The following is a 12,003-nucleotide window of genomic DNA, read 5'->3' as shown; positions in this document are numbered from 1 at the left end:
GCCGGGCGCCGAACGGGCCGGGCGCCGGACGGCCCGGGCACCGGACGGGCCGGGCGCCCCCGGGGCTGCTCGCCGGACGGCGCCGGGGCGGACCTGCGCGAGAATGAGCCCGACATGGACCAGATCCGTGCCGACCTCACCGCCGTGACCGGCGGCGCGGCGCTCGCCGACGCTGCCGGTACGGCGCCGTGTCGCCCGCTGTTCACGCTGCCGCGGGGGGTCGCACGGGCGCACCGGGGGGATGAGCATGGCGGCGATCGTGGTGGAGGCGGCGGTTCCCGACGCGCTGCGGCCGGTCGTGGATGTGGCGGCGTTGCCGGCGGGGGTCGGTGGGGCGGGGTCGGCGTGGCTGGTGCTGTCCGGGGACGGGCGGCTGGCGCGGTGGACGCCGGCGACCGGCGAGGTGCGGGACGTGGCCCGGTACCGGGAGGAGAGGCCGGCGTCCGAGGACGGTGGCGGCGTTCGGCTGCGGCTCCATGTGTCGCGGTGCGGTCGTTGGGCGGCGGTGGTTCAGGACCGCGGCCGGTACGGCGCCGTCGTCGATCTCGCCGCCGGTGCGCCGGTGTTGGAGTTGGACGGCGGGGACTACTGCTGCGAGACCGTCCCGTTCGCGTTGGCGTTCGCCGAGCACGGCGGCCGGCCGGTCGTCGTCCATCGCACCGACTGGAACCGGTTGGATGTCACCGATCTCGTGTCCGGCGAGGTGCTCACGGCGCGGGGCGGCCCGGACGGGGAAGGTGCGGAGTACGACGTCGACTACTTCCACGGCGCGCTGGCGCTGAGTCCTGACGGGACTCGGGTCTACGACGGCGGTTGGGTGTGGCAGCCGTGGGGGATGCCGGCGGTGTGGAGCCTGGCGGCCTGGCTGGACGGCAGTCCGCACGAGTCGGAGGACGGGCCGAGCCGTGCGGTGTATCCCGAGGTCTCGGAGTGGAACGGGCCGGCGGTGTGGATCGACGACGGGCGGGTCGCGGTGTACGACCGGGACGGCGCCGGCCGCGGTACCGTCCACGTCCTCGACCCCGCCTCGGTCGAACTGCGCGCGCCGGGCGTCCGATGGATCGAGGCGGTCGCGACGTTCCCCTGGCCGGTCGGCGATCTCGGCTTCTTCACCGACGGTGAGCATCTGCTGATCGCCGACGAGGCCGGGCTGCGGGGCGTCGACGTCACCGGCGGACGGCAGGTGTTCGCGATCGACGGGTTCCGCCCGGCGCGTCAGGATCGGCACACCGGAACGCTGATCGAGGTCGGCGGCGCCCGTGCCCGGTTGTGGACGCCGCCGCGGTGGACCGCGCGCGCCGGCTGAGCCGTCCGGTTCCCGCGGGGCGCCGGGCGGGAGAGCATCCGGGGTCCCCAGGCGGACGGATCGTGCTCGGCTCCCGCCCGGAGGCCGTCGCCGCCCGAGCCGCCCGCCGCGCCCGGGGCTGCCGCCGCGTCGGCGTCGACATCCACTGGACTGGTCGCCGCACCCGGGAGCCGCGCCGAACAGCTACGCACAACGAGTGATTGACGCACCGTCAGCTCGCGAGGGAGGCTCGCGGCGGGGGTGCCGACGTGGTGCGCCCGTACCCGTCGACAGCAGAGATGAGCTGGTGCACATGACGACCGCCGTCCCGCAGTGGCCCGGTGAGTGGCAGCACGAGATCGCGTCGATCCGCAACGGCAACAGCGCGCTGGGGCCGACCAACTCCCTGTTCAAGGGCGCCCTCGCGAGTCACCCGCCGCTGGCCGGGATGGCCGACACGTTCGTGACCTGCCTGCTGAACCCGAACGACGCGGTCGACGCCGCCAAGACCCTCCTGATCGCGATGAACAACGCGCTGGTCGACCCGGTGAAGATCGCCAACTTGCCGGCGCCGATGCTGCAGAACGGCGGTTTCCGGCTGCCGAGCGCCTTCCCGCTGCCGAGCTACACCGCTGCCCTGGAGTTCATCGCCGCCAAGGCCCTCTGGCAGAACGGCCACACCGAGTTCCTGCCCTGGCCGTTCGACGGGATCGCGCTCAAGCCGGACTTCGCGATCCGGGGCAGGTGTCCGGCCGTTCCGGGCGCGGACGCCGGGGCGTTCTACGACCTGTGCACCGAGGTCGCCGACACCCTCAAGGTCGGTGGCACGAAGACCACCGCCGACCTGGTGAACAGTCTCTACTCCGGCATCACCGGCAAGCTGGGCGCCTACCCGACGAAGCACGTCTCCGTGTTCATGGACGCCTGCGACAACCCGTGCCTCTACAACGGCGCGGTGGTCAACTTCAACCGCGCCAACCTCTGCGCGAGCCTCACCGCGAAGATCGCGCAGGAGCTCAACCCCGAGCTGAGGCCGCGCCTGATCTCGGTGTTCGTGCTCTTCCCGGACTGGCGCCTGGAGCAGCTGCCGGCCAACAGCTGGCGCTGACCGCCGCCGCGCCGGCCGGACCGTCCCACGTCGCCGCCGGGAGCGGGCAGACCGGCGAGGGCCGAGCCGGGCGCCCCGCTGGACTCCGCGACCGACCGCCCGGCGCGGCCCGCCCTCGACGCCGACCCGGCCGGGCCCGGCACGCGATGGAGCGGGTCGTCCCCGCCGAGGAGCGGTCGGGGACGACCCGTCGGAGAACATGCGGGGCCTACTGCGGTGCGTCCGTCAGGTCGGTGATCCGGCCGCCGTCGAGCGGGGCCTGGTACCAGACGTCGATGGTCGAGTCGCCGAAGTGCTCGGTCACGATCACCGTGGCGTTCTCCGCGTCACTGCCCTTGTAGCGCACGTCCCGGCCCTGGGGGACGTTCTGCGCGCGGAACACCGGGTCCGCGTCGTTCGCCTCCGCCCACGCGTCGAGCCGGGCGTTGAGTTCCGGGGTGAGGAACTCGTTGCGGACCTCGGTCGGGTCCATGTTCGGATTCGTGCCGTTCACCGCGTCCACGTACTGGTCGTAGAACGCCGTCACCTTCTCCACCGCCCCCACCCGCGTCTCGGCGACGGCGCCGGGCACTGCCCGGACCTCGGCCTGCACGGGAACGGACAGCAGGCCCGGGACGGCCAGCAGTGCCACAGCGCACGCTCCGACCACCGCGCCGCGCACCTTCGTGCGGTAGGACATGTGACCTCCTCGACAAGCTCGACACCGACGGAGTGCCGGCGCCCGGTTGTCCCGATCCTGGCGAGCAACGGCCCGTCTCTCACGGGACACGCTCCGGAACGCACGCCCATCCACACGGAGAGGCCAGCTGCCGCTGAGACGGGTCTGCCCCGTCTCGTTGGACTTTGACGGCGGGGGCCGGCCCGTCGTCCCAGCCCTGTACCAGCCCTGTCCCAGCCGGGCGCTCGGTGCTGCGACCTGGGGAAACGGGGTGGGACAGTCCTGGACCGTCCCAGCAGACCAGCCGTGGCGGGCGGTCGGGTTCCCGTGGCGGCAGGGCGTCGGGCGGCCTCGACCTCGGACTTGTCGAATATCGACATGCCCCCTACTCCGAGGCATCTGAGGCATATCGAAAAACGATAGGGGGATGCAGTGGACACACGACTCACGAGGACCCTGGCCTCGGCGACCTTCGCGCTGGCGGTACTGGGCGGGCTCGTCTTCGCCGGCACGGCGGTCACACACCTGCTCGACGACGGCGCGGTGTGCGTGAGGACGGGCTTCTGGGCCAACGCCTCACTGGAGGGCCGCCTGCCGCTCGGCGGGGGCGTGGAGGCGTCCAGCAGTACCGCGCGCCTGTGCCAGGCCGCGCCCTCCGCGGGCCAGCGTGCCGCCGACCTCGGGGCCGGCCTCCCCTGGCTGCTGTTCGGCTCCCTCGCGCTGCTGCTCTTCTCCCGGCTGCTCAAGGCCGTCCTGCGGCTGGGGCCGTTCACCGACGCGGGCCGCGCGGCGGCTGCGCGTCCTCGGCTGGTTCGTCGCCCTGGGCACGCCGCTGACCGGCCTCGCCGCCGGCTGGTCGCAGTCCTGGCTCGTCGGGAGCATGGCGCCGCTCGCGGGTTCCGGGCCGACGGTGTCCGGGCCGCTGGGGCTGGTCCTGGCCGGCCTCGCCGCCGTGGTCATGGGAAGCATCATGCGCGAGGGCGTGCGCATGCGAGAGGACCTCGAAGGGACCATCTGATGCCCGAGGAGGAGCTCCACGCGATCCGGATCCATCTCGACCGGCTCCTCGCCGAGCGCGGCATGACGCTCACCGAGCTGGCGGCGCAGGTGGGCATCACCGTCGTCAACCTGTCCGTGCTCAAGAACGGACGGGCCAAGGCCATCCGCTTCTCGACCCTGTCGAAGATCTGCGACGCCCTCCAGTGCCAGCCGGGAGACCTGATCAGCCACGACCCCGCCGGGCCCTCCTGACACGCGTCCCCTTCTATGCGCCGGGGGAACGCCGGCAGCCGGCGCTTGCGCCCACCGGCGGCATGCCCCCGGGGGCGGCGTGGCCCGCACGCGCGGCTCGGCGCCGGGCGCCCGCCGGTTCCGTACGGGTCTGCTCCGCTGCCCCCCGGCCGCGCGGAAGGGATCGGCTTCCGCATGCCCGACACCTTTCCGCGCGCCGGCGCGTGGATTACTGCGGGCCGGCCGCTGGGGCCGGTCCGGAAGGGGGAACGACATGCGACGGTGGACCACCGCGCTGGCTGCCGTGACGCTCGCCGCGGGGGTGGCGGCGACCGCGGTCCCGACGGCCTCGGCCGTCACCGCCACCACCGGCTGCTCGACCGTGTGGGGCAGCCTGGACCGGCAGGACCGGACCGTCCCGTACCAGCCGCAGGCGCTGGCGAACGTCCGCACCGGCGCCCACGAGTGCTTCGACCGCCTGGTGATCGACGTCCCGGGCACCTCGCCGGCCAACCCGCTCGCCCACCGGGTGCACTACACGAACGGCAACACCGTCTACCAGGCCGGCTCCGGCAGGCCGATCCCGGTGGGCGGCGGCGCCGTCCTGGAGATCGTCGTCGGCGCGAGCTCCTACGACCCCGCCACCTGGCAGGTGGTCTACCCGGCCCGCTCGGGCGACCCGCTCCCGGGCGTCGACCTCACCGGCCACCGCACCTTCGTGGACGCCCGCTTCGCCGGCAGCATGGAGGGCGAGACCCAGTTCGGCCTCGGCGTCCGGGCACGCCTGCCGTTCGAGGTCTTCCAACTCGACGGCCGGCTCGTCATCGACGTCGCCCACAGCTGGAGCACCGCCGGCTGACCCCGCAGTGCCGCGGCGGCGCAGCGTCCGGCGACCCGTGCGAGCGCGCCGCCCGACCGCACGGGCGCCCGGCGGCGGCCCGAAGCCCCGGTTGAGCAAGGCGACGTGTTCGACCGGAGCTTCGACGCCCATGACCGGCGCAGGAGCAGGCCGCGGGCCGCAGGCCGGCGCAGGGGCGGACCCGGACGGGACGCCGGCCGGTGCCCCGGACAGGCGCGCAGGACCACGCCCCGGCCGGCCCGGACAGCATCGGACCACGGAAGCAGAAGGCGTCGGCCACCATCACGGCGACCGGCGCCTCGCTTCACACCGGGGCACCGGGGTGCCGCAGTCGGAACCCGCGGCGCACGACCGGCCGGACGGGTCCGCCCGGCTCCGGCGGGGCGCAGGGCGAGGGCGGCCGGTGCGGGTGCGCTCCAGCCGGCCCGCGACCCGGCGCAGCGTGGCGGGTCGATGTGGGTGAGGTCGCGGGCGGCATGGTGGTCGTCGGTGAGGGTGGGGAGGCCGGCGCGCTCCAGGGCGGTGAGGCGGGCGGGGTTTCCCCGCCCGGCCCGGGCCCGCCGGGATGCCTGCGGTTTCCGTTTCCCCCGACGGGGCCGGCCGTGCGCCGGCGGCAGCGGCATGCCTGGGGTGGGACGCCGTTCGCCGGACTCCGGACGGGAGAGGGTGCCGGGTGAGTTCCCGCGGCCTCGGCGACCGCGGCGGGGTCTCATTGTGTCGCCGGTGCCCGGTTCCCGCGGCCGGGGCCCTGGAGTCCGGGGCGGCCGGCGGCGCCGTCCGTGATTCCCGTTTTGCCGAAGCAGCAACGGACTTTGCCTGTCGGGGCCGGTCTGTCGCATCGTCGCTGGCACAGGGGTCCGAAAGCCCGCCCGGGCTTCCCCGGTCTTCGAGGAGCGGCCATGAATCCCCCGTCCGTGCACCGGCGGGCCTTGATCATCTGGTTGGCGATCTATCCCGGCATCACCGTGCTGTCCGTCCTGCTCGGGCCGGTGCTCGCTCCGCTGCCCGTCTATCTCCGGACCCTGGTCCTGACCGGGATCCTGGTTCCCGCCGCCGTCTACGGACTGGTGCCCGCGCTGCTGAGGGCCAACGCCGCGCTGACCGGGCGCCGCAGGAGCGGCCGGTCCACCGCGGGTGCCGACGCGCTCAAGCCGGCGGCGGACACCGCCGCTCCTTCCAGCACTTGAGCAGCGCGCCAGTCGCGGCGGGCTCGGGAGGACCATCCGACGCGCATCCGGCGAGTCAGCGGCCAGGCCCTCCAGCGCGATACGCAGCGCCAGGTCCAGCCAGCCGGCCACGTACTGATCCCCGATCAACTCCAGCAGCTCGCAGCGGGTACGAGGCGGTACCGACGGGGGACCGTGGTGCGCGTCGCGGACCTGCCGGTCGGTCAGGGGCCTGCTCAGCAGCACCGGCCGCCGCCACTACCTCCGCACAGCCCGCCGCCGGCCCCGGACCGACGTGATCGCCGCCGCGTTCGAACGACTCCGAGCGCTCCCGGCCCCCGGCTGACCAGCAACAACACCCTGTCCCAGCGAACCGCCCTTGCACCGGAGCAGTGGAACCCGGCGCCCACCCGGCGCGACAGCCGGGCCGCAGACACGCCCGCCGCCGGCCGGAAAGCCGTGACGGCCCGCCAGATGAACTGGCGGGCCGTCACGAAAGATCGGGGTTAGTACCAGCGCTGGTTCTGGTTGTTCCAGTCGATCGAGTTCACATAGACGGAACCGTAGCCAGTATTGCCACTTTCGTCCAGGAAGCCGCCGCTCTGGACGTTCTGGAGCTTCCAGCCGGAACCGGTGTTAATCTCTCGCCACCGCTGATACGCGTTCGTACCGTCACGGCCGGAGTTACAGGTCTCCGTGTAGGCCTGACTGCCGTATCCTGTCAGGCAGTGCCCAAACTGGTCGACCTCGTTCCACGTGCCGTCACTGTTCTGGATGTCCTGCCAGTGCCAGTAGTAGTTCATGGTTGTCAAGCCGCCACCATTTGGCTGCGAGCCGAGGTACCAACTGGTTTTCCCGTTCTTCCAGGTGACGCTTCCGTCCGCCGAGGCGGGTCCAGCAAGTCCGAGCGTCAGGGCGGAGACCATCGCAGTCGCCGCCAAGGCCTTGAGCATTCTTGCCTTATTCATGGCAAATCCCCCCAATGAAGGCTTCCGAGTCAACCCGGGGAGTCACCCCTTCCCCCGAGCGGCTGCGACCCTATCACTGGATCGCACAGAGACGTACCCTGCAGTGTCCCATTGATCAGGATTGCATTCGAATTTCTACATATGTCCATTCGCATTCAAGGTGACTTTAGGCCGGCGAGGCGCCTGCCGGCCGATCGGCAGGCGCCTCACTGCCTTTCGGGTCGGGATGCTAAACGGATACGAGTCCGGGCTGGTCAAGGTGGCTCGACCGGTCCCGAATGAGTCCGATCGCCTGCTCCCGGGCACCCGTGAACAGCAGGACCCCCACCAGGACCAGCATGCCGCCACCCCACCTCATGACCAGGAGGTAGTGCCGCTTCACCTGGCCGAATGCCCCCAACACCCTGCGGAAGGCGATCGCCGTGGCCGAAAAGGGGAAGCCGAGGCCCGCGCAGCAGGCAGCGCCGAGCAGAGTCCCCGCCCGGCATTCGCCTCCCCCATGGCAAGCATCTGCACCGCACCGAGCGTCGGCCCCAGGCAGGGCGTCCGTCCCAGCACGAAGACCACGCCGAGCACGGGGGCTCCGATCAAACCGATGATCGACCGTCGGTTCGATCTGAACTCACGCCGGGCAAAATTGGGCATGAGGTCGGCGAACGCCGCCCCATGACAATCGCCAAAACTCCGGACACCTGCTGAATAGTGCGCCGATGCTGCTGGAGGACGAATCCGAAGGATCCGAACAATTCCCCTTCGGATATGAGTACGCCACCCTGCGACGAAGAGGCCCACGCCGAGAAGGCCCCGTACACGCTTTCGACCGCTGCCTGCTCCACCCTCCGACGGAGGATCTGACCCCGCAAAGCCTGCCCGGAAGGCAGTCGGTACTGGACCGACCCGCCCGGCCGACGCGCCCCGCGGACGAAGGCGGCTGCCGGGCCGACACTGAGTGCCGTGCTGCCAGGGAGGTCGGCAGCAGAGCGCGAGCGGCACGGGTGGAGCACCGACGGGGCGGGGCGGGAGAACGGTGCTGCAATCGCGGCACGCGGGCAGTCACGGGTCGCCCACCCCTGTCGGCCGGCGGAGTTCGGGGCGGCCTCCGAGCTGTCCTCGACATCGAACACCTCGTCGGCACCGGTGTCCGCCAGGAGCCGCAGCATCTGGGCAGTCGGAGCGGCCGGCGCCGGCCGGGCTCCTGCCGCGGTGGCTGCGGCGTCGTCGCACCACGAGGGGCCCGTGCAACGACGCACATCTGTTGTGCGAAGCTCTCCGCATGTGCTTCTCTCAGGCCTCCAGCAGGATGCTGGGCCCGCGATATCTCGGCAGCCTCGCGCAACCTGCAAGGAAGTTGACGGCGCGCAAGTACACCAGGAGCAACACGAACGCCTTGGTGACTTGCTCCTGGACGGGAAGGACCGCCGGCCGCCACAACGGCGTCTTCGACCTCCAGCACGAGGGCCAGGTCGGATATCGCCCGAAGCGGACAGCCGGAGCGTGTGCAGGACAGGTGAATCCGTGACCGGGGCCATGTCGACCACGCTTGCTGCCGATGGCGGGCAGACGGTTCTCAGCGGCGCGCTCGTTCTGGCGGTCCCGGTGGCTCTCCTCGCCGGCCTGGTCTCCTTCTTTTCGCCGTGCGTCCTGCCTCTCGTTCCCGGATACCTTTCCTACGTCACCGGGCTCTCTGCAGGAGATTTGGCCGCTGCCGAAGGCCGACGGCGCGGCCGCCTACTGATCGGGGCGGCGCTCTTCATCCTGGGCTTCACTGCCGTATTCGTGTCGGAAGGCGCACTTTTCGGATACTTCGGGCAAACCCTTCAGAGCCACCAACGAATCATCGAGCAAATCTCCGGGATATTCACCATCCTCATGGGACTCTCATTCGCCGGAGTTCTCCCCGGTTTCGCGCAGCGCGAATTCCGCAGCCACCACCGCCCGGCGGTCGGACTCATGGGGGCTCCCGTCCTCGGACTGGTGTTCGGCATAGGATGGACCCCCTGCATGGGACCGACACTGTCCTCCGTCCAGTCCCTGGCGCTCAGCCAGAGCGGTGCAGGCCGAGGAGCGATCCTTTCATTTTTCTACTGCATGGGGCTGGGCCTTCCACTCATTGCCGCGGCACTGGCCTTCCGGAAGACGCTGGGCGCTTTCGGCCGGGTAAAGCGCCACTACCGGTCCGTCATGAATATCGGCGGCGGAATGCTGATCGTCGTCGGCATCATGCTGCTCACCGGAGCCTGGGGTCAGGTGGTCGACCTGACGCGCACCTGGGTGTCCGACTTCGGCCCAGGGGTCATAGACATCTGATCCCATAAGTACGCAGTCAAATCACCACGACCTACTCGCCGCACGCCCTGCGCACCGGGCCCGACCTGACACCGGACCAGCTGACGCTCCCACGGCCGTGAACGGCTCAGCCTCCGGGTCGCGGGGCGGGCGACTTCGGCGCGGTGGTGTCCCGGCCGTCGACGAGCACGGCCGTCGCGCCCCGCGGGTGGGCCCGCCACAGCGGCACGAACCGGGCGCTCTGCTCGCTCTGCAGGAACGGCAGCCACTCCTCGAAGGTCCGCCAGGCGAACGCGTCGTGCTCCGCGCTCAAGTGCACCGGCGTCTACATGCCGTGCGACCACGACGTCATCGTGCGGTACGTCGGCAGCGTCCACCGTACTCGCAAGGTCGTCGCGATCCGGGACCGCGTCACCGCCCGGGGGCGGCCGAGGGTGGCGGTGTGCACGCTCGGGTCGTCGGCCACAGCAGGAGGCCGATCGGGTCCGGCAGGTCGTCCGCGTCGAAGGAGCAGACCGGCAGGCCCTCGCCCACGGTGCGGGCCGGCCGGGTCATGTCGTCGTTGACGAAGTACAGCTCGGCGCCGCGGACGGCCGGCTGCACCGAGCGGGGTCGGTGAACCCGCGCATCAGTACGGCCCGTGCCGCGATCGGCACGAAGCACCTTCTCGTCCGCCCGGCGGGCCGGGTCCTGACGCAGCTCGGGAACATCGCAGGCGCGTGGATGGCTCGCGGCCACGACTCGATCCGACGGCCCGCCGGTCGACGCGACGCCGCCCTCGGGCGGCCGACCGCAACCGGCCGAGATCGATCGGATCCGATCTCGCATCGGGCTTGGCCTTCGGCCGGCCGACGCTCCCCCTTCAGGCCTCGGCTTCGGCGGTCGGGCGAAGGTCCGGAAGCCGATCGGGCGGTAGAGGCGCGCCTCGTCGGTGGCCGCCGAATCCATGGACGCGCACCCGGGGGTGCGGCTGTCCGGCCGGGGCGGCCGCACCGGAGTGCCGGGGGCGGGTGCGGTCGAACCACTGGCCGAACTCGTAGACCGCGCCGATCCGGGCGACGCGTTCGCGGAGGGACTTCTGGTCGCGGCCGGGAACGAACCACTCGTCGGTGGCGGTCTCGCCGCAGGCGCAGTTCTTGGTGTCGTGGGCGGAGCGGTGCAGGTGACGGGGTTGCGGACGGAGGCCGGGACGGGAGAGGGCTTGCCGGCGCAGGCCGCGTGGACGGGGCGGGTGCGACCGACGTGGCGCAGGCAATATTTCGTTCGGAGTGCGGACGGTGTGCAGACCGTCGATGACGGTGGCTCATATTCGATCGTTTGAGCCAGTGGTTTCACGACCACCACTCCCCGCATCTCGTTCACATCTCGCCCATTTCGGCACCATTTGCATTGACCGGCAGACATTCACCAGTTGCACAGACACGGCCAGGGACCGGCTCCAACCGGCCAAAAATCCCCAACCCCTTTGACTGCAAATTTCCACTTTGCGAGTTTATCGAATTTGGGCCGCCTTGGGGCATTTGCTTTATTTAAGGCACTTCACGGAAGGTGGACGATTTCCTGCGCTCTGCCATGTGGCATACATCACTTTTGGCGACTCCAGCCAAATGAAGGCAATTACTAGTGACATGCTCATGAAGCCAGGGCGGCGCTCTTTACGGGCGCCACGAATCGGTAATCGGGAGGGAATCTTCATGATCATCAAATCGCGCACTGCCCGTCGCGTGGCCATCGTGGGTGCGGCGGCCGTGCTGGCCGGCGGCTTCGGGATGAGCTCGGCCTCCGCCGGCGTCATGTCCAGCGGGGGCGGCTGCACCGGCTACACCTCCGTCGGGTACGGCCTGTCGATCAACTCCTGCATCTCCGCCAGCAGCGGCACCGTCTTCCCGGACGGCTACATCTCGGGAAGCGCGAGCAACTGCACCATCTACGTGGACCTGATCAAGAACGGCAGCGTCGTCAGCACGCGCACGGGCAGCTGCACCTCCGGCCACATCAACGGCGGCCCCGTCTCCGGAGGCGGCACCTACTTCACCGGGATCTACGCCGTTGTGAACGGGAACTACACCGCCGAGATCATCAGCCCCAACGAGTACAACTAGCCTGCCGACAAGGGGAGCGGAACACCTCCGACGCGGATGAATGAGTGACAGCCGAGGCCGGCATCTTCCTCCGGAATTCCTTGGCTCCGGCTCGGCCCGTCGGTGCGGATTCCTATTCTGCCGACCGGGTCCGGGCAGGGGCGGGCGCGGCCTTTCGAGCGATCATGGAAAGCACATTCCCGTGGCCGCCGCAGCGGAAGGCCGCGCCTGCGCACCGTCCCGACCGCATTCCCGACCAAAACGACCTACGGGCGACCGGTCTGTCGAGCCGAGGAGCTTCGGTTCCGCCGGCCTGCCTTCAGCAACCGACCGGAATCCTCTATTCCGCACCCTCCTTCAAA

General features: G+C 70.8%; 13 protein-coding genes. 7 read left to right on the top strand and 6 right to left on the bottom strand.

Annotation, left to right across the window (positions count from 1 at the left end):
* Nucleotides 1–247: 247 nt before the first annotated feature.
* Both ACFV4P_RS35045 and ACFV4P_RS35040 read left to right on the top strand, forming a co-directional pair.
* Nucleotides 248–1,306 carry a hypothetical protein gene (locus tag ACFV4P_RS35045; RefSeq protein WP_380477544.1) on the top strand — a complete coding sequence of 353 codons (1,059 nt, stop codon included), beginning with the start codon at nt 248–250 and terminating at the stop codon, nt 1,304–1,306.
* A gap of 292 nt (nt 1,307–1,598) precedes the next feature.
* Nucleotides 1,599–2,393, top strand: coding sequence for a hypothetical protein (locus tag ACFV4P_RS35040; RefSeq protein ID WP_380477543.1), 795 nt, complete (start codon nt 1,599–1,601; stop codon nt 2,391–2,393).
* 208 nt (nt 2,394–2,601) lie between these two features.
* Here the strand turns inward: ACFV4P_RS35040 and ACFV4P_RS35035 are convergent, their stop codons facing one another.
* Nucleotides 2,602–3,072, bottom strand: a complete 471-nt coding sequence (locus tag ACFV4P_RS35035; RefSeq protein WP_380477542.1) for a hypothetical protein — start codon at nt 3,070–3,072, stop codon at nt 2,602–2,604.
* 555 nt (nt 3,073–3,627) lie between these two features.
* The gene (locus tag ACFV4P_RS35030) at nt 3,628–4,011 is read right to left on the bottom strand and encodes a hypothetical protein (protein ID WP_380477541.1); all 384 of its coding nucleotides are present in this window, start codon (nt 4,009–4,011) and stop codon (nt 3,628–3,630) included.
* A 57-nt stretch (nt 4,012–4,068) separates the two neighbouring features.
* On the opposite strand from ACFV4P_RS35030, the gene ACFV4P_RS35025 reads away from it, so the two are divergent.
* The 3 genes from ACFV4P_RS35025 to ACFV4P_RS35015 all read left to right on the top strand — a co-directional run bounded on the left by ACFV4P_RS35025 (nt 4,069) and on the right by ACFV4P_RS35015 (nt 6,327).
* On the top strand, nt 4,069–4,302 hold the full coding sequence (locus ACFV4P_RS35025; protein WP_380477540.1) for a helix-turn-helix domain-containing protein: 234 nt from the start codon (nt 4,069–4,071) through the stop codon (nt 4,300–4,302).
* A 253-nt stretch (nt 4,303–4,555) separates the two neighbouring features.
* Nucleotides 4,556–5,140 carry a hypothetical protein gene (locus tag ACFV4P_RS35020; protein ID WP_380477539.1) on the top strand — a complete coding sequence of 195 codons (585 nt, stop codon included), beginning with the start codon at nt 4,556–4,558 and terminating at the stop codon, nt 5,138–5,140.
* A gap of 899 nt (nt 5,141–6,039) precedes the next feature.
* Complete coding sequence (locus ACFV4P_RS35015) at nt 6,040–6,327, top strand: hypothetical protein (protein ID WP_380477538.1); 288 nt, start codon at nt 6,040–6,042, stop codon at nt 6,325–6,327.
* Between the two features lie 485 nt (nt 6,328–6,812).
* Here ACFV4P_RS35015 and ACFV4P_RS35010 read toward each other — a convergent pair whose 3' ends face one another.
* Nucleotides 6,813–7,274 carry a hypothetical protein gene (locus ACFV4P_RS35010; RefSeq protein ID WP_380477537.1) on the bottom strand — a complete coding sequence of 154 codons (462 nt, stop codon included), beginning with the start codon at nt 7,272–7,274 and terminating at the stop codon, nt 6,813–6,815.
* Nucleotides 7,275–8,801: 1,527 nt separating this feature from the next.
* Between ACFV4P_RS35010 and ACFV4P_RS35005 the strand changes: the two genes are divergently transcribed.
* The gene (locus ACFV4P_RS35005) at nt 8,802–9,581 is read left to right on the top strand and encodes a cytochrome c biogenesis CcdA family protein (RefSeq protein ID WP_380477567.1); all 780 of its coding nucleotides are present in this window, start codon (nt 8,802–8,804) and stop codon (nt 9,579–9,581) included.
* A gap of 106 nt (nt 9,582–9,687) precedes the next feature.
* Here the strand turns inward: ACFV4P_RS35005 and ACFV4P_RS35000 are convergent, their stop codons facing one another.
* The 3 genes from ACFV4P_RS35000 to ACFV4P_RS34990 form a co-directional block, all read right to left on the bottom strand.
* A complete protein-coding gene (locus tag ACFV4P_RS35000) occupies nt 9,688–9,873 on the bottom strand; it encodes a hypothetical protein (RefSeq protein ID WP_380477536.1) in 186 nt (61 codons plus the stop codon).
* Between the two features lie 98 nt (nt 9,874–9,971).
* Nucleotides 9,972–10,163, bottom strand: coding sequence for a hypothetical protein (locus ACFV4P_RS34995; protein ID WP_380477535.1), 192 nt, complete (start codon nt 10,161–10,163; stop codon nt 9,972–9,974).
* A 259-nt stretch (nt 10,164–10,422) separates the two neighbouring features.
* Nucleotides 10,423–10,815, bottom strand: a complete 393-nt coding sequence (locus tag ACFV4P_RS34990; RefSeq protein WP_380477534.1) for a hypothetical protein — start codon at nt 10,813–10,815, stop codon at nt 10,423–10,425.
* Nucleotides 10,816–11,254: 439 nt separating this feature from the next.
* Here ACFV4P_RS34990 and ACFV4P_RS34985 point away from each other — a divergent pair, with 439 nt between their 5' ends.
* Nucleotides 11,255–11,662 carry a hypothetical protein gene (locus ACFV4P_RS34985; protein ID WP_380477533.1) on the top strand — a complete coding sequence of 136 codons (408 nt, stop codon included), beginning with the start codon at nt 11,255–11,257 and terminating at the stop codon, nt 11,660–11,662.
* The last annotated feature ends 341 nt before the right edge of the window (nt 11,663–12,003 follow it).

It is taken from the genome of Kitasatospora sp. NPDC059795, from assembly GCF_042732175.1.
Taxonomy (GTDB): domain Bacteria; phylum Actinomycetota; class Actinomycetes; order Streptomycetales; family Streptomycetaceae; genus Kitasatospora.
The sequence above is the reverse complement of the archived record's forward strand: the minus strand, read 5'-3'. Positions and strand labels throughout refer to the sequence as shown.

Excerpts from the sequence above, each read along its gene's own strand:
- ACFV4P_RS35045 (WP_380477544.1), top strand. The coding sequence starts at position 248 with ATGGCGGCGATCGTGGTGGAGGCGGCGGTTCCCGACGCGCTGCGGCCG.
- ACFV4P_RS35040 (WP_380477543.1), top strand. The coding sequence starts at position 1,599 with ATGACGACCGCCGTCCCGCAGTGGCCCGGTGAGTGGCAGCACGAGATC.
- ACFV4P_RS35035 (WP_380477542.1), bottom strand. The coding sequence starts at position 3,072 with ATGTCCTACCGCACGAAGGTGCGCGGCGCGGTGGTCGGAGCGTGCGCT.
- ACFV4P_RS35030 (WP_380477541.1), bottom strand. The coding sequence starts at position 4,011 with ATGACCACGGCGGCGAGGCCGGCCAGGACCAGCCCCAGCGGCCCGGAC.
- ACFV4P_RS35025 (WP_380477540.1), top strand. The coding sequence starts at position 4,069 with ATGCCCGAGGAGGAGCTCCACGCGATCCGGATCCATCTCGACCGGCTC.
- ACFV4P_RS35020 (WP_380477539.1), top strand. The coding sequence starts at position 4,556 with ATGCGACGGTGGACCACCGCGCTGGCTGCCGTGACGCTCGCCGCGGGG.
- ACFV4P_RS35015 (WP_380477538.1), top strand. The coding sequence starts at position 6,040 with ATGAATCCCCCGTCCGTGCACCGGCGGGCCTTGATCATCTGGTTGGCG.
- ACFV4P_RS35010 (WP_380477537.1), bottom strand. The coding sequence starts at position 7,274 with ATGAATAAGGCAAGAATGCTCAAGGCCTTGGCGGCGACTGCGATGGTC.
- ACFV4P_RS35005 (WP_380477567.1), top strand. The coding sequence starts at position 8,802 with ATGTCGACCACGCTTGCTGCCGATGGCGGGCAGACGGTTCTCAGCGGC.
- ACFV4P_RS34985 (WP_380477533.1), top strand. The coding sequence starts at position 11,255 with ATGATCATCAAATCGCGCACTGCCCGTCGCGTGGCCATCGTGGGTGCG.